General features: G+C 60.3%; 15 protein-coding genes and 1 pseudogene. 6 read left to right on the forward strand and 10 right to left on the reverse strand.

Features of this window, described 5'->3' with window-relative positions:
- Positions 1-191 precede the first annotated feature (191 nt).
- The 4 genes from R1A29_RS06895 to R1A29_RS06910 all read right to left on the reverse strand — a co-directional run bounded on the left by R1A29_RS06895 (position 192) and on the right by R1A29_RS06910 (position 7,081).
- The gene (locus R1A29_RS06895; RefSeq protein ID WP_438301011.1) at positions 192-4,265 is read right to left on the reverse strand and encodes a hypothetical protein; all 4,074 of its coding nucleotides are present in this window, start codon (positions 4,263-4,265) and stop codon (positions 192-194) included.
- Entirely contained in the window at positions 4,262-5,752 is a 1,491-nt protein-coding gene (locus R1A29_RS06900) for a hypothetical protein (RefSeq protein ID WP_438301012.1), read from the reverse strand. The genes R1A29_RS06895 and R1A29_RS06900 overlap by 4 nt, the downstream gene beginning before the upstream one ends.
- A 335-nt stretch (positions 5,753-6,087) precedes the next feature.
- Positions 6,088-6,483, reverse strand: coding sequence for a YbaN family protein (locus R1A29_RS06905; RefSeq protein WP_438301013.1), 396 nt, complete (start codon positions 6,481-6,483; stop codon positions 6,088-6,090).
- A gap of 10 nt (positions 6,484-6,493) precedes the next feature.
- The gene (locus R1A29_RS06910; protein ID WP_085710385.1) at positions 6,494-7,081 is read right to left on the reverse strand and encodes a UPF0149 family protein; all 588 of its coding nucleotides are present in this window, start codon (positions 7,079-7,081) and stop codon (positions 6,494-6,496) included.
- Between the two features lie 277 nt (positions 7,082-7,358).
- Here R1A29_RS06910 and recQ point away from each other — a divergent pair, with 277 nt between their 5' ends.
- From recQ to R1A29_RS06925, 3 genes are all read left to right on the forward strand, one after another.
- On the forward strand, positions 7,359-9,488 hold the full coding sequence (recQ, locus tag R1A29_RS06915; RefSeq protein ID WP_438301014.1) for a DNA helicase RecQ: 2,130 nt from the start codon (positions 7,359-7,361) through the stop codon (positions 9,486-9,488).
- A gap of 302 nt (positions 9,489-9,790) precedes the next feature.
- Entirely contained in the window at positions 9,791-10,225 is a 435-nt protein-coding gene (locus R1A29_RS06920; protein ID WP_065260957.1) for a MarR family transcriptional regulator, read from the forward strand.
- A gap of 127 nt (positions 10,226-10,352) precedes the next feature.
- Complete coding sequence (locus tag R1A29_RS06925; RefSeq protein WP_438301015.1) at positions 10,353-12,158, forward strand: FimV/HubP family polar landmark protein; 1,806 nt, start codon at positions 10,353-10,355, stop codon at positions 12,156-12,158.
- A gap of 6 nt (positions 12,159-12,164) precedes the next feature.
- On the opposite strand, the pseudogene R1A29_RS06930 reads toward R1A29_RS06925, so the two are convergent.
- A pseudogene (locus R1A29_RS06930) lies at positions 12,165-14,353 on the reverse strand (patatin-like phospholipase family protein).
- Between the two features lie 71 nt (positions 14,354-14,424).
- Between R1A29_RS06930 and R1A29_RS06935 the strand changes: the two are divergent.
- Positions 14,425-14,712, forward strand: coding sequence for a SelT/SelW/SelH family protein (locus R1A29_RS06935; RefSeq protein WP_192560071.1), 288 nt, complete (start codon positions 14,425-14,427; stop codon positions 14,710-14,712).
- Here R1A29_RS06935 and R1A29_RS06940 read toward each other — a convergent pair.
- Positions 14,706-15,599: a DMT family transporter gene (locus R1A29_RS06940; protein ID WP_438301016.1), complete on the reverse strand. Its 894-nt coding sequence runs from the start codon at positions 15,597-15,599 to the stop codon at positions 14,706-14,708. The genes R1A29_RS06935 and R1A29_RS06940 overlap by 7 nt on opposite strands.
- Positions 15,600-15,671: 72 nt before the next feature.
- Complete coding sequence (locus tag R1A29_RS06945; RefSeq protein WP_438301017.1) at positions 15,672-16,436, reverse strand: AraC family transcriptional regulator; 765 nt, start codon at positions 16,434-16,436, stop codon at positions 15,672-15,674.
- Positions 16,437-16,568: 132 nt separating this feature from the next.
- Between R1A29_RS06945 and R1A29_RS06950 the strand changes: the two genes are divergently transcribed.
- The gene (locus tag R1A29_RS06950; protein ID WP_007958385.1) at positions 16,569-17,384 is read left to right on the forward strand and encodes a UDP-2,3-diacylglucosamine diphosphatase; all 816 of its coding nucleotides are present in this window, start codon (positions 16,569-16,571) and stop codon (positions 17,382-17,384) included.
- 15 nt (positions 17,385-17,399) lie between these two features.
- Here R1A29_RS06950 and R1A29_RS06955 read toward each other — a convergent pair whose 3' ends face one another.
- A complete protein-coding gene (locus R1A29_RS06955; protein WP_085710397.1) occupies positions 17,400-17,990 on the reverse strand; it encodes an HD domain-containing protein in 591 nt (196 codons plus the stop codon).
- A gap of 24 nt (positions 17,991-18,014) precedes the next feature.
- The gene (locus R1A29_RS06960; protein WP_438301018.1) at positions 18,015-18,326 is read right to left on the reverse strand and encodes an Mpo1-like protein; all 312 of its coding nucleotides are present in this window, start codon (positions 18,324-18,326) and stop codon (positions 18,015-18,017) included.
- A gap of 167 nt (positions 18,327-18,493) precedes the next feature.
- Here R1A29_RS06960 and R1A29_RS06965 point away from each other — a divergent pair, with 167 nt between their 5' ends.
- Positions 18,494-19,555: an AraC family transcriptional regulator gene (locus tag R1A29_RS06965; RefSeq protein ID WP_438301019.1), complete on the forward strand. Its 1,062-nt coding sequence runs from the start codon at positions 18,494-18,496 to the stop codon at positions 19,553-19,555.
- On the opposite strand, the gene R1A29_RS06970 is transcribed toward R1A29_RS06965, so the two are convergent.
- On the reverse strand, positions 19,512-20,966 hold the full coding sequence (locus R1A29_RS06970) for a TrkH family potassium uptake protein (RefSeq protein WP_085710400.1): 1,455 nt from the start codon (positions 20,964-20,966) through the stop codon (positions 19,512-19,514). The two genes, R1A29_RS06965 and R1A29_RS06970, sit on opposite strands and share 44 nt — an antisense overlap.
- Between the last annotated feature and the right edge of the window lie 107 nt (positions 20,967-21,073).

The raw sequence follows: 21,073 nt of genomic DNA on the forward strand, positions 1-21,073 counted from the left end.
TTATTGGGCGATCAAAGGGGGATTTGGCTACTGTCAGATCTGACAGGTATAGGAGAGGTTCAGACGAGTGGTAAAGGAAATCGATATGCCATGGAAGACCGCCCTCCCTCCGCAAGTTGGCGTAGATTGCAGGGGCGGTCTCCAGAGTTGAATCAACTACAACGTTTCATTCTCGATAGGTACTCAGCCTTTTATTTGATGCCGACCACGTTGGAGTAGTCATTAAAAGGTGGTGTCTTGGCTGAACCTTCCCCTCCCGAACTAATGTATAGAGTTTTTCTGGCCGGCGCGGGCCACCAGTAGTTGCTGGTATCGGTTGACCAGTAATGATGGTTTCCCATGGGCCATCGATTCCCGTAGGCGGCATGTATTTCGTATAGCTCTGCCATGCTCGGAATTCGGGCACCTGCCGACGCGACGCTTGAGTTGGCTTGCGTCCAGGTTGCATTCCCAAAGCCGAGACACTGGATCACGTTCGTGACTGTCACGTTGTAGCTCTTGGATTGGTTGGCTGTATCTCTGGCAGTGATGGTCGCTGTTCCACGGCCACGCACAGTGACATATCCCGTTGAGTCAACAACCGCCACGCCTGTGTTGCTGGAGGTATAGGTGTAACCTGGGCGGCCACCGGAGGCTTGATGTCGTACCGAGTTACCCGAATTGAACGCAGGAAGAACACTGGGGCTGCCCGGAATGATGTAGGTCTTGCCACCCAACGTGACCGGGTTGGTATTGAAGTTCAACGGCGCTAACGGATTCTCCCGGGTAAAGCTGCGCGACACGGTCTGTTGATTGTTGGCAACCGACCTCGCGTAAACCGTGTTCGAGCCCAGATGAATGCCGAGGGTAAGTGTCCAGACACCGCTCCCGTTGACAGGCACGGTTTGACCTCCCACGTTATTGAGAAAAATCTGCACGTTGTACAACGGCGTTGCCGCCCCGGTCACACTTACCGAAGTGTCTGTGGTTTTGCCGCCATTACCCAGTTCCCCGCCTGAATGCCGGACGGAGGTGAGTGTGGTGGTGAGATGGGCCCTCACTGTAAATAAGTGGACAGGTGACTCAAGCTGATTTCCATAAAGTGCTTTGGCTTTTAGGTCGTAAGTGCTCTGACTGAGGCTGGAAAGTCGAGTGCTGCCGCTGCCGTTACTGTCCAGTGTTATCGGCGAACCGATGGGCACTGTACGGTTGTAAAGCTGCACACGCTGATTGCGGTCTGCACTGACTGTTACGGTGACCTCGTTTTCGTACGTGATGCCGTTGTTGCCAATTGAACCTTTGACGTCGGTGACAGAAACGATGAGAGGGGTAGAAGCAACCGCTACGGTGAAGGCTCGAACCGCAGACTCCGGTTGAAGGCCATACAACGCTTTGACCTTGATATTGTGAGCGGTGGCCGTCAGACCGGTCAGCGTTTTGCTCCAGTTCCCGTTGCTGTCGACGGGAGTGTCGGGAGTAATGGCCGTGGCGCCGTCGTAGATCTGCACACGCTGATCGGCGACGGCCGTGCCGGTGATGGTCACGCTGTTGTAGAACGTGATGTCATTGTGCAGGACTTCGCCCAAGGCGTCGGTGATGGATGTGATGGTCGGAGCCGAAGCAACCGCTACGGTGAAGGCTCGAACCGCAGACTCCGGTTGAGGGCCATACAACGCCTTGACCTTGATATTGTGAGCAGTGGCCGTCAGACCGGTCAGCGTTTTGCTCCAGTTCCCGTTGCTGTCGACGGGAGTGTCGGGAGTAATGGCCGTGGCGCCGTCGTAGATCTGCACACGCTGATCGGCGACGGCCGTGCCGGTGATGGTCACGCTGTTGTAGAGCGTAATGCCATTGGGTGGTACTTCGCCCAAGGCGTCGGTGATGGATGTGATGGTCGGAGCCGAAGCAACCGCTACGGTGAAGGCTCGAACCGCAGACTCCGGTTGAGGGCCATACAACGCCTTGACCTTGATATTGTGAGCAGTGGCCGTCAGACCGGTCAGCGTTTTGCTCCAGTTCCCGTTGCTGTCGACGGGAGTGTCGGGAGTAATGGCCGTGGCGCCGTCGTAGATCTGCACACGCTGATCGGCGACGGCCGTGCCGGTGATGGTCACGCTGTTGTAGAACGTGATGCCGTTGTGCAGGACCTCGCCCAAGACGTCGGTGATGGATTTGATGGTCGGAGCCGAAGCAACCGCTACGGTGAAGGCTCGAACCGCAGACTCCGGTTGAGGGCCATACAACGCCTTGACCTTGATATTGTGAGCAGTGGCCGTCAGACCGGTCAGCGTTTTGCTCCAGTTCCCGTTGCTGTCGACGGGAGTGTCGGGAGTAATGGCCGTGGCGCCGTCGTAGATCTGCACACGCTGACCGGCGACGGCCGTGCCGGTGATGGTCACGCTGTTGTAGAGCGTAATGCCATTGGGTGGTACTTCGCCCAAGGCGTCGGTGATGGATGTGATGGTCGGAGCCGAAGCAACCGCTACGGTGAAGGCTCGAACCGCAGACTCCGGTTGAGGGCCATACAACGCCTTGACCTTGATATTGTGAGCGGTGGCCGTCAGACCGGTCAGCGTTTTGCTCCAGTTCCCGTTGCTGTCGACGGGAGTGTCGGGAGTAATGGCCGTGGCGCCGTCGTAGATCTGCACACGCTGATCGGCGACGGCCGTGCCGGTGATGGTCACGCTGTTGTAGAACGTGATGTCATTGTGCAGGACTTCGCCCAAGGCGTCGGTGATGGATGTGATGGTAGGTGCCGAAGCAGCCGCTACCTTGAAGGTTCGAACTGCGGACTCTAGTTGGTCGCCATAGGTTGCCTTGGCTTTGAGCGTGTAAGTTTTCAGGCTCAGATTCGATAGCTTGATACTTCCCGCGCCGTTTGCACCCAGACGTATCGGGCTTCCAATCGCCGTAATTCCGTCGTAAAGCTGCACAGTCTGGTTACTATCCGCATGAACCGACACCGTGACCTCTGTGAAATAGGTCGTGTCGTTGTCATCAACCGGGCCGCTGGCGTCCGTAACGGCTGTAATGCTTGGCTTCGTAGCGACTGCAATGGTAAAGGTGCGCGGATTGCTGACTTTGTCATCGGCGTCGTATTGGGCAATTGCCTTCACTCGTTGCAAACCTTCAATCAAATCCACCGTCAGTGTCCATTTGCTGTTGGCATCCACTGTTCGCATGTCTTTGGATATACCATTGATCTGGATATCGACTTTCTCGGCCCGAGTGGCTGTTCCTTCGATTGTCAAACGCTTGTCGTAGGTCTGACCCGCTTCGGGAATGACTGTGCCTTGTGCCGTTTTCACGGTGGTGATGACTGGTGTGACGTACTCGTAGTGCTGTCGGATGACCAACGGTAGTTTCGGGAAAACGATGGCGGCATCTTCATCCGTGCTGTTATCGAAAATGACCTTGCAAACCACGGTGGCGTTGGAGCCGTGCAGCAACTTCAGCAATTCCGTTTTGAGCAGGGTTTCGTTCAGCCCTTGCGTGAGCTGTGTTGAGCTCACTTCATGCGCAATGAGCAGATCGATTCGATAGGTGCCCGTGCTGGCCTCACCCTCGATGTACAGCCAGACCAACTGCTTGAGGGCAATGAAAGGCCATGCCTTGACCAGAACGTTCGCGTTCCCGGTGAGCTCCATTACCAGCAACTCGCCTGCCTTCGCTTGCGGAACCTCGGGCCTCGACAGTTCGGTTTCAGGGTTCTGGAAGTTGAGAACCTTCAGCGGGAGGATTTCCGAGGGGGTCCACAAGCCATAGCGCTGGACGTCGTAATTGACCGCTACCTCGCGGTCGATGTTGGCCCCGACAAAGGAGGGCGGCAGGTGAAACCTCACGGTGCCGGTGGTCTCGGCGGGTTTCTCAAGATCTTCCGAAGTCCCGGCGCCTGGCGTGCCCCGCCATTTCAATTGGAGTTTGTCGAGCAGGGTGTCCATGGATGCGTAGCTGCAATCGATGTCCACGCCATTGATGGCGTGCATCGGATTCAGAGTGCCATCGGGGGCCTGGACGACCGTAGGCGGCAGTAATCTGCCTAGTGGAATGCCAACCAGCACCTCAAGAGGGGCTGAATAGCTGTATTTCCCGGTGGCGGCGTGCAGCAGTGTGTAGATGACGGTCACGTAGTAGCCGATATTCGCCGATACATATTGTTTGTCCACCCGGAATCGTACTGGCTGGCCGACGGTTGCCAGCGTGATCGGCACACTGCCGGATGTGCTGCCGTAAAGGTTGACCCCGATCCAGTGGTAGGTGAGCGTATCGCCCTTGACCCAGTTCACTGGCAAGACCCGCACGTGAACCAGTTTGTCAGTTTGCGAGGGTTGAGAATGCCATCCGGTGCTTCGTCAATCGTGGGGGCCGGATGTGTTGCCTGCCATGATCCGACGTTGACCCGCAGAAACTCGGACTCGCTGGTTCCGTACTGGCCGGTAGCGTCGTCGAATACCCGGTACTGAAGTTTGAGACTGCCGTTTTCCAAGGCTTTGACGTGCTCGCCCATGACGTAAATCGTCACCTCGCCGTCCTTCTGCTCTTGGCCCGATACGATGTGTTCTTCTTCATGCAGGTAATCATCACCGTTGGATTTTTTACCTAGCCAGATCAGTGTCAGGACATCGCCATTTTTGATGGCTGGGTATCTGATGACCACCGATGCCGCTTGTATCAGTGCGGGCAAAATATTCCCGACCACTTCGCTGATGGTAGGTGCCGGCAGTAATGAGGGGTTGCCGATTACGGTGGCAAAGGTGCGTTTTGAATAAAGCGTCGGGCTGCCGTCCTGCTTGCGCAATGCATAGGAGGCGTCGAGGGTGCCCTGGGCAAAGAGCTTCACGAACTCGTAGGCAACCGGGATTTCATGAATATAAGGCGGGTTACGGACTATGGCTTCAACGGTAAACGTTTGAGGTGGCCTGCCGGGAATCGGCGTGCCGATCACTGTGATCAGGAGCGTGTCACCGGCGGTGAAGACGTCGTTGGGGTTGATCAGGATCTGCAAGGTGACAGGGTTGGCGTCCAGGTCTGCAAGAATGATTTTCCCGTCATCCGCTTCCTTGATGATGAGGGCATCGAGGCGTGATCCCCCGGCATCGACCTGCACAAAAGTGGCCTCTGACCACTTCACACTCCAGTTGTAGACGAGATCGCAAACGTTGTAGTGGATCTTCATCGCGTCGCTGTTGCCGGCTGTGAAGATATCTTCGGGCCGGGCCATGACGATGATTTCGGCGGTGCCATCCACTTCTGCCTGCGTCAGCACATGGGGCAGAAGAAACACACTGCCCAACATTACGAAGATGATGTCGCCCACCGCGATATTCGGATAACGCCTGATGGTCATCGGCACGCCCTTGTCGGCCCACTCTTTGGTCATGCCGTTATCGATGACATCCTGCGGTAAGCCGACCTTTTCCAGCTCCGAGTGCCAAGGCTCGAAAGGACGCTTGTCGGGGCCGGCCGGATCGTCGACTTCCAGCAACAGCGTCAATGTGGCCGATGGATCGTCGGGTACGGTTTCGCCTGCCCGGGTCAACACGTAGTGGCAGGTGAAAAGACCCGGTAGAAGCCCGTCCTTGGGTACGAAGAAGAACCATCGCTGGTTGAGGTGCTCATCCTTGACCTTGAGTTCGCCGACCTTTTTGTCATTCAGGAAGACGACCAGCTCGTCGTCGATTGCCATGTCCGGGTAAGGGTCGATAAGGGCAAACAGCCCTGCATCGAACGCTTCAAACGCCTTTCTATTGATCCCTCCGTCAGCACCTGGCACAGGGATGACCATGTCGGCGAAGTAGGGGGGAACAATCCCGACAACGGGGCGGGCAGTTCATTGCGACTCGGGAACAAGGACCGGCGGAAAGTGAACATGATCAACTCCATCCGAAGGGAGTGCCAGTGGCGTCAAGGGTTTCTGGCCATGGACGCGAGGCCGGCGGGTACGGGGTTACTGAGCAGGAACGCGCAATTTGACGTTCGAGCTAAGGATCAGGGCTGGAGTGATTTAAGGCTTGAAGTGAGGGGATTGGCTACTGTCAGAAATAACAGGTGGACGGGGGGTTCCGATGAACGGTTCGTTGCTCTGAAGAGCTTGAGAGCAGGGTGAGATCAGGGTTTGTGCAACGTCTTCTGCCGCAAGATATAAACCGTCACCAGCACCGCACTGGTCAACATGAACCCTCGCGCCCACGGCAGCGGCACGAGATAGCACGAGAATAGAATGCTCGCCCACATCAGCCCGATCGCGTAGACCTTGCCCTTGAGCGGTATGCCGTTGCCATCGAGGTAATCGCGGATCCATGGCCCGAGCCGGGGATGCTCGACCAGCCATTGATAGAAACGCGGAGAGCTGCGGGCAAAGCAGGCGGCCGCCAGCAGAAGGAAGGGGGTAGTGGGGAGAACAGGCAGGAAAATTCCGATCACCCCCAATGCCACGCTCAGCCAGCCGATGACCAGCAGGATGTAGCGCAACATCAGGGGGCGCTTGCCTATGGGGTTGTCCATAGGCCGGATCTTAGTGGTGACGTGGCTTGAGGATCGCCGGTTTTTCGTCGGGTGCCTGGCACAGCAGGTACAGCGCGGTCAGGGCTTCCGGGATCTGCACGATCATGTCGTCCATCAGGTTGGCGTCTTTGGCGATGTCTTCGAATTCAGGCTGTTCGTCGAACAGGCCCGAACCGACCATGATCGGCAGGAGCATTTCGCTGACTTCTTCTTCGGCGGTTTCGAACCAGGCCGCTTCGCGCAGGAACACGCCTTCCATGAAGCCGATGCACCAGCCGCGCAGTTCGGAATCGTCCGGTTCGTCGCCCAGGTCCAGTTCGCATGGCAGCTCGAATTCTTCATCGGACGCCAGTTGGCGGGCGATGTGGGCCTTGAGGCCGATCAGCGTGGCTTCGATCTCTTCACGCTGGGCTTCGCTGCTGTAGTGCGGCTCTTCGGCGAACAGGGCGTCGATCCACTCACGATCCGGCACCACGTCGGCGCAGATCGACAGCGCGGTCAGGTAACCGTGAGCGGCCACGTAGTCCAGCGCCTCTTCATGCAGCTCGTCGGCGTCGAGGAAGACTTGCAGGCGGGTTAGTTGCTCGGCGAAGGACATTAAAGGGCTACCTTGGGGGAATAAACAATGCGGGAATTCTAGGCCTTCTTGAGCCCTCAAGCCAGCCGCACGGCAGATTTGCCCGCACAAGCTTCTTATCGGCGGTGCCCTTTGCCGGGGAGGGCTCGGGTATACTGCCGCGCTTTGCGATCCCTGCCGGTGTCGCGGCTGAATCCGTACGGCGTCATGCAATGCGCCCTTACGTTTTGTTTAAAGCAGCCTTGGCTGTCTTGAACCAGCCTGTGCAGGGATGTTTCGGTGGATTTTTGGAGTTTTTATGCTCGAACAGGCTCAACGCGTCCTCAAGGACATCTTCGGCTACGACAGTTTCCGTGGCCGTCAGGGTGCAATCATTGAGCGCGTGGCCAGTGGCGGTGATGCCCTTGTCCTGATGCCGACTGGCGGCGGCAAGTCCCTGTGCTTCCAGGTGCCGGCGCTGCTGCGCGACGGCCTGGCGGTGGTGGTGTCGCCGCTGATCGCGCTGATGGACGATCAGGTGGCCACCCTCGAAGAGCTGGGCGTGGCCGCCGCCGCGTTGAACTCCACCCTGAGCGCCGAACAGCAACGCGACCTCGCCAACCGGATCAAGCGCGGCGAAGTGAAGATGCTTTACCTGGCGCCGGAGCGTCTGGTGCAGCCGCGCATGCTGTCGTTCCTGCAAGGCTTGAACATCGCGCTGTTCGCCATCGACGAAGCGCACTGCGTATCGCAATGGGGCCACGACTTCCGTCCGGAATACCTGCAACTGGGGCAGTTGGCGGAAATGTTCCCCGACGTGCCGCGCATCGCCCTGACCGCCACCGCCGACAAGCGCACCCGGGAAGAAATCGTCACCCGTCTGCACCTGCAGAACGCCGAGCGTTTCTTGTCGAGTTTCGACCGGCCGAACATCTTCTACCGCATCGTGCCCAAGGAGCAGCCGCGCAAGCAGTTGCTGGCGTTCCTCGTCGAACGACGCAGCGATGCCGGCATCGTCTACTGCCTGTCGCGCAAGAAGGTGGAGGAGGTTGCCGCGTTTCTCACCGAGCAGGGCTTCCCGGCGCTGCCGTATCACGCCGGTCTGCCCAACGATCTGCGCGCCTATCACCAGAAGCGCTTCCTCAACGAGGAAGGCCTGATCATGGTCGCCACCGTGGCGTTCGGCATGGGTATCGACAAACCCAACGTGCGCTTCGTCGCTCACCTCGACCTGCCGAAATCCCTTGAGGCCTATTACCAGGAAACCGGACGCGGTGGCCGTGACGGTCTGCCGGCGGATGCGTGGATGGCCTACGGTCTGCAGGACGTGGTGATGCTCAAGCAGATGCTGCAGAACTCCGAAGGCGACGAGCGCCACAAGCGTCTGGAGCAGCACAAGCTCGACGCCATGCTCTCGCTCTGCGAAGAAACCCGCTGCCGTCGTCAGGCGCTGCTGGCGTATTTCGACGAAGACATGCCCGAGCCTTGTGGGCACTGCGACAACTGCATCGACGGCGTGCAGACCTGGGACGCCACCGAACCTGCGCGCCAGGCGCTGTCGGCGATCTATCGCACCGGCCAGCGTTACGGTGTTGGACATCTGGTGGACGTGCTGCTGGGCAAGGACAACGAAAAAGTCCGCAGCTTCGGCCATCAGCACCTGTCGGTGTTTGGCGTGGGCAAGGCGCTGGGGGAGAGCGAATGGCGTTCGCTGTTCCGCCAGTTGGTGGCCCGTGGTCTGGCGGACGTCGATCATGAAGGCTATGGCGGGTTGCGTCTGAGCGACGCGTGCCGGCCGCTGCTCAAGGGCGAGGTGAGCCTGGAGCTGCGCCGCGACCTCAAGCCACAAATCACCGCCAAGAGCGGCAGCAAGAGCCAGGCCAGCCAACTGGTGCGTGGTGAAGAACGCGAACAGTGGGAAGCCTTGCGCGCCCTGCGGCGCAAACTGGCGGAAGAACATGGTGTACCGCCGTACGTCATCTTCCCCGACTCGACCCTGCTGGAAATGCTCCGCAGCCAGCCGACCTCGCTGGCGGACATGGCCCGGGTCAGCGGCGTCGGCGCACGCAAACTGGAGCGCTACGGCGAGGCCTTCCTCGAGGTGCTGGGCGGCGAGGCCGAGGCGCCGAAGGTGGTCGCCGACGTGCGCCACGAACTGATTACACTGGCCCGTGCCGGCATGACGCCGCTGCAGATTGCCGGTCAGTTGCAGTGCTCGGAAAAGAACGTCTACACCATGCTCGCCGAAGCCATTGGTAAGCAGCAATTGTCACTGGAACAGGCTCTGGACCTGCCGGAAGACCTGATGGGCGAAGTCCAGGATGCGTTCCTCGACGGCGAGGGCGAGTTGCCGTCGGTCGCCGAAGTGGCGGAGCTGTTTGCCGGTCGCGTACCGGAGGGGGTGCTGTATTGCGTGAGGGCCGCGCTGCAATCTGAATTCGAGATGTAATCCGGCCCATTCCCCTCACCCCAGCCCTCTCCCCCAGGAGAGGGAGCCGACCGGGCTGTCTTGCGCTATTCATCGACCTGAAATATCGGGTCGATTTTGGATTCAGCTCAGTGCATTCAGGTCGGCGTATTTCCTGAATATTCCCCAATCGGTTCCCTCTCCCCCCGGGAGAGGGTTAGGGTGAGGGGCTTTTCAGATGTAACGATTCAGTACAAGTCCCCCCTTGCCTATAGCCAAATGTCATGCTTAGCTGACTAATAATTAGTTTTTCTCTATTTCTTCAGTCTAACCATGAGTGTTTTATGCCGTTAACCGATCAACACCGCTTTGGCATGCAACTGGCCCAGATGTCCCGTGGCTGGCGTGCCGAACTGGATCGCCGGCTGGCCGGTCTGGGTTTGTCCCAGGCGCGCTGGCTGGTGCTGCTGCATCTTGCTCGCTTTGAAGAGGCGCCGACCCAACGGGAGCTGGCGCAAAGCGTCGGCGTCGAAGGGCCGACCCTCGCACGATTGCTCGACAGCCTGGAAAGCCAGGGCCTGGTGCAACGCCAGTCCGTGATGGAAGACCGCCGGGCGAAAAAGATCGTGCTGTGTGCCCCGGCCCGCCCGCTGATCGAACAGATCGAAACCATCGCCACGCAATTGCGCAAGGAGTTGTTCGAGGGCATCGATGAGGCTGACATGAAGGTGTGCATGCGGGTTCACGGACACATTCTGGCCAACCTGGAAAAATCTTGAGGCACAACGACGTGCCGTTTTTTTGAGGGATCGCGCTGGGCAGACTATAAGAACTACTGGGCAATATCGTGTTCGTACCGGATGTGCGAACCCATAGAAGTCGGTTTTGCTTATTTAAGGGATGCTCATGCTCGACAGTCGGCACGTAGTACTGCGTTGCGCCCATTCGCTGCTGGTGGCCGGTGTATTCACCTGGTCCACGGCATCACTGGCGCTGGGTCTCGGTGACATCACCGTGCATTCAGCGCTCAATCAGCCGCTCAAGGCCGACATCACCCTGGTGGACGCCGCAGGGCTCAGTGCCGGCGAGCTTTCGGCCAGCCTGGCCTCGGCGGACGAATTCGGCCGGGCCGGGGTCGAGCGGGTGTTCTTCCTCAACGACCTCAAGTTCACTCCGATCCTGCATGGCAATCGCAACCTGATCCGGGTGACCTCGACCAAACCGGTCAACGAACCTTTCCTGAATTTCCTGGTGCAGCTCAATCAGCCCAACGGCCATGTGCTGCGCGAATACACGGTGCTGATCGATCCGCCGGGTTCGCCGGGCATCGTGCCGGCCACCGACGAACCTGATGTGCATGCGCAGTCTTCGGAGTTTCCAACGCCCGAGGCGCCTGCTGCCACCCCCCAGAATAAACCTGCTGCAGCACCGGCCGCGCCGACGCCTCAAACGGCCGCGACCAACGACGCGCAAGCGGAACAGCTGGCGGCCAGTGTGCTGCTGAACCAGCAACTGCAGAAAACCATCGATGAGCTGAACCTGAAGCTTCAGGCGCAGGACGTGCAAATCGCCGACGGCAAAAAACAGCTGGCCGATCTGCAGGCGCATCTCGCACAGGTTCAGCAGGCACCTCCGGCACCCGCAACCCCAGCGGCGCCTGCCTCGGTCCCGGCTCCGGTCATTGCGCCGGCGGAAGCTCAAGACGACTCCGTCAGTTGGCCATTGCTCGGTGGCTTGCTGGTGTTACTGGGGGGGCTGGTGGCCGGGTTGATCGTTCGCCGCCGACGTCAGCAGGCAGTGATCCCGGACGTGCCGGCACGCGTGCTGCCGCAGCGAAGCGAACCAGAACTGAATGACAGCGAACCTGTTCATCCGAATGCTGCCCATGGTGCCGTCGAGCATCGAGACGAACAGACAAACGGCGATGTGCTGGAAGCCGTGGGCATTTATCTGGCTTACGGACGACTGGGCGAAGCGCTCGGTCTGCTACGCGACGCCTTGCAAAAAGAACCGGAGCGCATCGATCTCGGCATGCAGTTGCTTGAGGTGCTGGGGCGCCAGGGCGATCAGGTGGCCTATGACGATCAGGAAAACCACTTGCGCCAGCTCGGTGTCGAGGAGCAGCGGTTGCACGAGATTCGCGCCCGATATCCGAAACTGGCCAGGACTGAACCTTTGGTTGCGGCGGCTCCGGTCATTGCCGCGTTACCCGTTGAGCAGGCCGCACCCACAACACCGCTGGCCGAAGATGATTTCGAGCTGAATCTGGAGCAACTGTCGATGGATTCCAGCTGGGATCTGGAAGACAGTCGGCCGGCAACCGACCCACTGTCCTCGGCGCCATCGGCACTTGGCTCAAGCCTGCAAGTCTTGCCGCAGGATTTCGAATTGCCGCAAACCACCAGCGATGACGTTGAAACCACAGAGCTGGAGTGGATCGCCGAGCCTGAAGTCCAGGCTATCGATGAAGACTTTCTCAACGAGTTTGGCGATCCCGGTCAGTCACTGGCCCTGGAACCGCTGGACCTGCAGGCGCCGGAGCCCGAGCCGGATCCGACAGAGGCCGCCAACGCCGGCAAGCTTGAACAGGCCCAGACCTGCATCGACGATGGCGACCTCGACAGTGCGATCGCCTTGCTCAATGAGTTGCTGAAAGAGGGCGATGAGCCGCTCAGGCAAACCGCCCGCACCCTGTTGGCCGGGATTCGCTGATGCGGATCAGAAGGTCTGCCCCAGATTCAGATAAACCGCCTGTTCATTGGCATCGTTGAGGCCATAGCTGAAATTCAATGGCCCCAGCGGTGTGTCGAAACCGATGAACACGCTGGCCGCGTTGATGTAGCCGCTGTCGAACTCGTTGTCGTTGTTCCAGGCCCGGCCGCGTTCCAGCGAGCCGCCGGCATACAACGGGAAATCCAGCGGCAGGTAGGCGCGTGGCGTCAGGCGGCGGTAGTACACGGCCCGCATCAGGCTGACGTTCTGCCCGGAGATGGCATCTTCGCGGAAGCCCGACAGCTGTCGGGCGCCACCGAGCAGGAAGCTCGACGTCACCACATTCGCATCGTCCAGCGTGCGCCCGTAACGCCCGCCCAGAATCAGCGTGTTCGGGCCGCTGCTCATGGCCTTGTCCAGTTTGAATTCCCACTGTCGATAGCGCGTGTCGGAGCCCAGGCTCGGTTCGAATTGCATCAGGGTCAGGCTGACGTCCTTGCCGTCGTGGGGGAAGTACACGTTATCCAGTGAGTCGAACGAATATTTCAGCGCGTAGAAACCTTCGTTGAAATGTTCGCTCGGCAGATTCTGATCGCCGATCCGCACATCCGCCTTGCCCCAGGCCTCACCAACGCCAAAGCGGATTTCGCCGTTGTTGCCGATCTGGCGGCCGACATTGAGGCCGAAGCCGTAGCGCTCGACGCGATATTGGGCGATCGGATCGTTGTCGAGCACCGAGTCGACGTTCTGCGCTTCGAACGCCGCATAGGGCGCGACGAAGTAGCGTGAGCCGACGTCCAGCGGCTGGTAGAACTCGGTGTAGAGTTCCTGTTTGTCACCGATTTGCGCCCGGGTCAGCCATTCGGCGCCGAGGCGGTTGATGCCGTTCATGCGGTAGCTGGCGCCGAGGTTGAAGGCGCTGTCGCCGCGCATGTCGTCCGACAGGTTCAAGCCGACCCGCAAGTAGTCGGTGCCGCTGCGCTTGCCCCGGGCGCTGATCACCAGCGTGTGCTCCTGGCCCTTGTGCACCACGCGGTACTGCACCTGTTCGAAGTAATCCAGGCCGTACAGGGTGCCCATGTCCGAGTGCAGACGCCCGAGGTCCAGCGGCTCACCGATGGGCTGGCGGATGTAGTAACGGATCACGTCGTCGCCGACTTTCGAGTCGTTCTCGACCTTGATCGCGGTGATGATCGGCGTGCGCTGGCCCGGTGCGCGGGCAGCGTTGAGCTCGGCGTCCTGAGACTCTGCGAGTTTCAAACGGGCGAGGCGGGCGTCGAGGGTCTTGGCGGCACGGTAACCGGCATCGATCATTTCCTCGGCGCGACCGAAATCGGTGGCGCCGAAACTGGCCAGCGGCGGCTGGATCAGCACGTCGTTCGGGTGCAGCGCCGCCAGTTGTTCTTCGGAGTTGCGCCGGGTCATCAGGGTGATCGACTGGTTCAGCACATCGACCACGGTGGTCAGTTGCTTGCGGTTGCGCAGCGGGGTGCCGATGTCGACCACGATGGCCACATCGACGCCCATTTCCCTAGCCACATCCAGGGGAATGTTATCGGTCATGCCGCCGTCCACCAGCAGCCGGCCATCCAGTTCGACCGGGGCGAACACCGCCGGGATCGACATGCTGGCGCGGATCACCTGGGGCAGGTGGCCCTTGCGAAACACCACTTTTTCACCGTTGGCGATGTCGGTGGCCACGGCACGGAACGGGATTGGCAGCTTGTCGAAATCACGGGTGTCGCTGGTGTGGGCCAGCAGGCTTTCCAGCAGCAGCGCGAGGTTCTGACCCTGAATAACACCCAATGGCAAACCGAGACTGCCGTCGTCACGAAAGCTCAGTTTCTGCTTCACCAGAAAATCGCGGTCATCCTGTTTGCGCCGAAACGGTACATCTTCCGGGGCGGCGCATCGGACAAGGCTTGCTGCCAGTCGATGTTCAGGGCGAGTTTTTCCAGTTCGTCGATCTTGTAACCCGAGGCGTACAGGCCACCGACCACCGCACCCATGCTGGTACCGGCAATCGCATCGATCTTGATGCCTTGCTCTTCCAGCGCCTTGAGCACGCCGATGTGCGCCAGCCCACGGGCCGCGCCACCGGACAGCACCAGGCCGACTTTCGGCCGCGGCGCTTCACTGGCATGAACAAGCAGCGGGAGGAAACCAAGCAAAAGGCAGATCAGCAGACGACGCATTGTGAGTCTCGGGGCGAGCGTTAAAGCCGGCTATTATAGCGGCGCCCTCTGGCTCAGGAGTTTCAGCGATCATGACCGCGACAAAACCGGAAATCGTCATCACCTATTGCACGCAATGCCAGTGGCTGTTGCGCGCCGCATGGCTGGCGCAGGAGCTGCTCAGCACCTTTGGCGATGACCTTGGCAAGGTGTCATTGGTGCCGGGCACCGGCGGCATCTTTCACATCAGTTGCGACGGCGTGCAGATCTGGGAGCGCAAGGCCGACGGTGGCTTCCCCGAAGCCAAGGTGCTCAAGCAACGGGTACGCGACCAGATCGACCCTGAGCGTGACCTCGGCCACAACGATCGCACTCAATGAGACGCGGCCTCGGCCTCCACCGTTTTTTTACTGGTGCTGCCTGACATCTGGCTCGACACCACGATTGCGACGATGATCAGCGCGCCACCGACCAGCATGCGCAGGGTCGGATTTTCATCGAACAGCAGCCACGCGACGGTGATGCCGTACACCGGCTCCATGGCGAACACCACCGCTGCGGTGCGCGCCTTGATCACCGCAAGGCTGGCGACGAACAGGCTGTGGGCGACGCCGGTGCAGAACACCCCGAGCAGACCGATCCACAACCAGTCGATGGCGCGCACGTCGCTCAGTTGCGGCGCGGCCACCGGCAGCAGACACAACGCCACCACCACGTTCTGGCACAGCGCTGCCTGCACCGCCGGAATGCGCCCGGAACTGGCGCGGTTGGTCAGCGACAGCAGGGAAAACAGCAGGCCGGAGAGAATCGCCCAAAGCAACCCGGTTGTGGCGCCGCTGGCCAGGTCGAACGCCGGTGTCACCAGCACCAGACCGACACTGACCAGCGCCACCAGAATGATTTCGTTGGCACGGATGCGTTCGCGGAAGATCAACCCTTCGAGAATCACCGTGAAGGCCGGGAAACTGGCGAAACCCAGCGTGGCCACCGCAACGCCGGCCACTTTCACCGCAATGAAGAAACTTACCCAGTGGCCGGCCAGCAAAACACCGCTCAGGGCCAGGCGTCGCCAGTCCGCGGCCTGCAGTTTTTGCCAGCCGTGCTGGCTGGCGAAGCGGGCGAAAAACGCCAGCGCGAGAACGGCAAAGGCGGCTCGTCCAAAGACAATCACCGCCGGGGTTGCGGCGGCGAGTTTGCCGAAGACGCCGGTCAGGCCGAACATCAGTGCGCCGATATGCAGGGCGCCGAGGGCGGTACGGGGAGTCATTGAGGTCCTTTTTCCAAACACCATTTCAGACACACATTGAAGCGTGTAGCCGCTGAAAAGTCTGTCGGCAGACTATCGACTTTTGTCGTCAGCCTCGCGTCGCAATTGTGTAGGAGAGGTCCCGAACTCGCGCAGGACGGCGGCCGAGAACGCACTTTGCGATCCATAACCGACGCGGCTGGCCACTTCACCGATGGGCAGCGTGGTATCCCGCAACAGCGCGACGGCCTTGTGCAGTCGTCGACTGCGAATGTAGTCCATGGGCGTTTGCCCGCATTCGGCGACGAATCGCGCATGCAGGCGAGCGCTGGACAATCCGGCGACACGCGCCAGGTCCGCCACTTGCAGCGGATAGGCCGCGTACTGCTCGATGTGCGCATCGAGTGCCGCGTAGGGCAGACGACGGGCGCAGACTTCGGCAGGCCGGGCGTGGTTCAGGCTCGCCAGCAACAAAACCGCGCCCTGTTGTGCAATCAGCGGATCGTCCACCGGACTGTTCGCCAGCCAATTGACCAGTTGACCTTGTCCGGCATCCAGCGACAGGCGTGCGGTGTTATCCAGCAGACGGCGGCTGGCCTCGGCGTGATCGCCCAGCGAACGGGTCAGCCATTGCTCGTCCGGCACGTCCAGCACCAGGCAACGGCTGCCCTTGGGGCTGCCGCAGGCGTGATGCGCACCGGAAGGAATCACCACGAAACTCTGTTGCAAGACCTGACTGCCGTGCCCTTCGACCTCGAAATCCAGCGCACCGGACAGGCCGAACACCAGTTGCGCGTGGTCGTGACTGTGAACGATCAGGTCGTGGGTGTAATGGCGCAGGGTCAGGATCGGTTGCATGGCGGTCTCCGGGCGAGCCGCCAGTCTACACCGGCGCGAGAGCGCCGCGTTTGTCACAAGACTGACGCACACCTGTCATGGTCGATTAACCGGGCTCGCGCACAGTGGCGAAAACATCGCAGAGGGTTGCCCATGACCAGCGCCGAGCTCGCCAGACCCAGCCGTAAACAAAGGGTTCGCACCTTGTGGATCTCCGACGTGCACCTGGGCACGCGGGATTGCCAGGCCGAGCATCTGTCGCAATTTCTCAAGGGCTATCACGCCGACAAAATCTACCTGGTCGGCGACATCATCGACGGCTGGAAACTGCGCGGCGGCATGTACTGGCCTCAGGCGCACACCAACGTGATTCGCCGCTTGCTGACCATGAGCAAGCGCGGCACCGAGGTGATCTACGTCACCGGCAACCATGATGAATTCCTGCGTCGTTATTCAAAGCTGATCCTGGGCAACATCCAGCTGGTCGACGAAGCGGTGCACGTCACGGCTGATGGCCGGCATCTGCTGGTGATCCACGGTGACCAGTTCGACGTGATCACCCGCTATCACCGCTGGCTGGCCTTTCTCGGCGACTCGGCCTACGAATTCACCCTGACCCTCAACCGCTGGCTCAATCACTGGCGGGCGAAATACGGTTACGGCTACTGGTCGCTGTCGGCCTACCTCAAGCACAAGGTGAAGACCGCAGTGAGCTTCATCAGCGACTTCGAAGAAGCCATCGCCCACGAGTGCGTGAAGCGCGAGTTGCACGGGGTGGTCTGCGGGCACATTCACCACGCCGAGATCCGCAAGGTCGGCGAGGTGGATTACCTCAATTGCGGCGACTGGGTGGAGTCGTGCACGGCGCTGATCGAGCACTGGGACGGCACGATCGAGCTGTATCGCCTGGCCGATGCGCAGGCGCGGGAGGCAGAGCTGAAAGCGGCCAAGGTGGCCGAGCTGGCCTGAGTTTTTCAAATCAACTCAAGCCGGGGAGTGTTCCTCCATCGCGGCTTTGTAGATGGAGTTCCTCGGCTGGGCGAACAGCCGTTCCATCATCGGTTCGAAGAAGCTCAGCGGCAGGGTGTCGTAGTCCGGGTCGAACGCCGCCGCGTCGTATTTCGCGCAGAACTCCGCGGTCGCCTGATACTGCGGATGGCCGCTGAACTGCTCGCGCAGGTGCCGATCCATGCCCAGGTGATGGAAGAAGTAATAGCCCTGGAAGATCCCGTGCTTTTCCACCATCCACAGGTTCTCGGCGCTGACAAACGGCTTGAGAATCGCGGCGGCGATGTCCGGGTGATTGTAGGAGCCGAGGGTGTCGCCGATGTCGTGGAGCAGGGCGCAGACCACGTATTCCTCGTCGCGCCCGTCGCGATGGGCACGGGTCGCGGTCTGCAGCGAGTGGGTCAGGCGATCCACCGGGAACCCGCCGAAATCACCTTCGAGCAGTTTCAGATGCGCCATGATCCGGCCCGGTAACTGACGGGCGTAGGCGCTGAAATCCGCCGCGATGATCGCCCAGTCTTCCTGCGTGCCGTCCTTCATGTGGGTGAAACGGGCAGTGACATTCATCGACAATTCTCTTGGTCAGGGTTTCTAGAACGCCACGCGGCCCAGGATCATGTCGCGGTACATGACGAAGTCGCCCAGCAGGCTGTAGAACGGATGCTGGAAAGTCGCCGGCCGGTTTTTCTCGAAAAAGAAATGGCCGACCCAGGCGAAGCTGTAACCGGCCAGCGGCAGGGCCAGCAACAGCAGCCAGGCGCCCTTGGCGATGGTCATGGCGAGAATGAAGATCACCAGTGTCGTGCCGATGAAATGCAGGCGACGGCAGGTGCTGTTGCTGTGTTCGCTGAGGTAATACGGGTAGAACTCGGCGAAATTGTTGAAATGTTTGATGGTTTCCACGACTGCGATCTCTGTGGTTATTGTTCTGATTGCAAGTTGTTCGGCGGGTAGCTTATTTGAGTCTAGAGTGAACAGTGGCGTCGGCCAGTGACAATCGGCGCCACTTTACTATCCTTGGGAAATCGGCCGTAGTATGCGGCTCACCATGTCATCCAAGAATAAACGCCATGAGCGAACGTACGACATCTGCAAGCTGGGCGATGGGGATTGTCAAGGCACTGGAAATGGACGGCCTGGATTGTCGGGTTCTGTTCAAGCAACTGGGGCTTGATTACGCGGCGCTGGAAGATCCGGACGCACGCTTCCCGCAGGATTCCATGACCCGACTCTGGCAACGGGCGGTCGAGCTGTCCGGCAACCCGGCGATCGGCCTGAACATGGGCAAAGTGGTGCGACCGGCCTCGTTCCATGTCGCGGGCTACGCGCTGATGTCCAGCAACACCCTGGCCGAAGGCTTTCAGCGACTGGTGCGGTATCAGCGGATCATTGCCGAAAGTGCCGACTTGAGTTTTCGCCTGCTCGACGAAGGTTATGCGCTGATCCTGACGGTGCACGGCGATCATCTGCCGCCGACCCGGCAAAGTGCCGAAGCCTCGCTGGCCTGCGCGCTGGCGCTGTGTGGCTGGCTGACCGGGCGCACCTTGCACCCGCGCAAAGTGCTGGTGCAGGGTGATGAGCCCGATGATCTTGAACCCTACAAGCAAGCCTTTCATGCACCGCTGGTATTCAACGCGCCGTATGACGCGCTGATCTTCGAACGCGCCGACATGGAAGCGCCTCTGCCCACCGCCAACGAGGCGATGGCGCTGCTGCACGATCGGTTTGCCGGGGAATATCTGGCAAGGTTTTCCGAAAGTCGCGTGACCCACAAGGCGCGTCAGGTGTTGTGTCGTTTGCTGCCTCAGGGCGAGCCCAAGCGCGATACGGTGGCGCAGACCCTGCACCTGTCCCAGCGCACCCTGCAACGGCGTCTGCAAGAGGAGGGCACCAGTTTTCAGCAATTGCTGGATGACACCCGCCGCGAACTCGCCGAGCAATACCTGGCGCAGCCGAGCATGACCCTGCTGGAAATCGCCTACCTGTTGGGATTTGCCGACCCGAGCAATTTCTTCCGCGCCTTCCGCCGCTGGTTCGACACCACACCCGGCGATTACCGGGCGCGTTTGCTGGAGGCGCCGAACGCGGTCAGTGACGCCAGAACGCCGGAATACACAGCACAAACACCGTAATGATCTCCAGTCGGCCGAGCAGCATGCCGAACGACAGGATCCATTTGGCCGCATCCGGCAAGGTCGAGAAGTTGCCGGCCGGCCCGATGGTTTCACCCAGCCCCGGTCCGACGCCGGACACGGTGCTGGCGGCGCCGGTCAGCGCCGTCATCCAGTCCACACCGATCAGCGACAGCAGCAGGGCGATCACGCAGATGGTGATGGCGAAGAAGAACGAAAAGGTCAGGATCGACCGGACGATTTCTTCGTCGAGGCGATGGCCGTTGTACTTCTGTTTGATCACCGCGCGCGGGTGAATCAGCTGATTGAGGTTGGCCTTGAGCAGGATATAGGCGACCTGGAAACGGAAGATCTTGATCCCGCCCGCCGTCGAACCGGAGCAGCCGCCGACAAAGCCCAGATAGAAGAACAGCATCAGCGAGAAGTTACCCCACATGCTGTAGTCACCCAGGGCAAAACCGGTGGTGGTGACCACCGAGGTCACGTTCAGCGCCACGTGGCGCAGTGCGTCCAGCCAGTGCAGGTCGGTGGTCCACCAGTACCAGGTGCCGAGTACCAGCCAGGTCACCAGCAACATGCCGAGCAAACCCTGCACCTGTTGATCCTTGATCAACGCCCGGCGATTGCCACGCAGCGTCGCCACGTACAGGGTAAACGGCAGGCTGCCGAGGATCATCACCACTACCGCCACCCAGTGCACCGCCGGTTGCGTCCACTTGGCCAGGGACTGGTCGGAGGTCGAGAACCCGCCGGTGGAAATCGCCGACATCGCGTGGTTGATCGCATCGAACGGGCTCATCCCGGCCCACCAGAACGCCAGGCTGCCGAGAATGGTGATGCCGATGTAGGTCACCACGATCAGTCGCGCCACCATGTGCGAACGGGGCATGACCTTTTCCGAGCGGTCCGAGGACTCGGTCTGGAACAAACGCATGCCGCCGATACGCAGCAGCGGCAGAATCGCCACCGCCATGCCGATGAAGCCGATGCCGCCGAGCCAGTGCAACAGCGAGCGCCACATCAGGATGCCGGGAGACATGGTGTCCAGGCCGCTGAGAACGGTCGAACCGGTAGCGGTGATGCCGGACATGCTTTCGAAGAACGAGTCGGTGTAGCTGATGTGCTGGGTCAGCAGAAACGGCAGCGCGGCGAAGATGCACACCACCAGCCAGCTGGTGACGGTCAGCAGGTACATGTCGCGGGGGCGCAGGTGAATGTGTTCCGGGCGCCCCGGAATCACCAGTGCCAGGCCGGCGACGAAGGTGATCATGCTCGCCCAGAGGAACGACGGCAGATCGCCGGTGCGGTCGAAAATCACCAGGGTGGCCATGGGCACGACCATGGCGATGGCCAGGGTGATCAGGAAGATGCCGATGATGAAACCAATGATCCGTAAGGTCGGCAACGCCATGAAGTCCGCTCGGGCTGATGTAGGAAAGGCGCCATTCTACCTGCGGGGCAAGGCATGTAAACCGACGCGGCCGGATCACTTGCAGCTAGAATAGCCGGACATTTTTT

Origin of the sequence: Pseudomonas sp. NMS19W (assembly GCF_051554255.1) — a bacterium.
GTDB classification, from domain to species: Bacteria; Pseudomonadota; Gammaproteobacteria; order Pseudomonadales; family Pseudomonadaceae; genus Aquipseudomonas; species Aquipseudomonas kribbensis.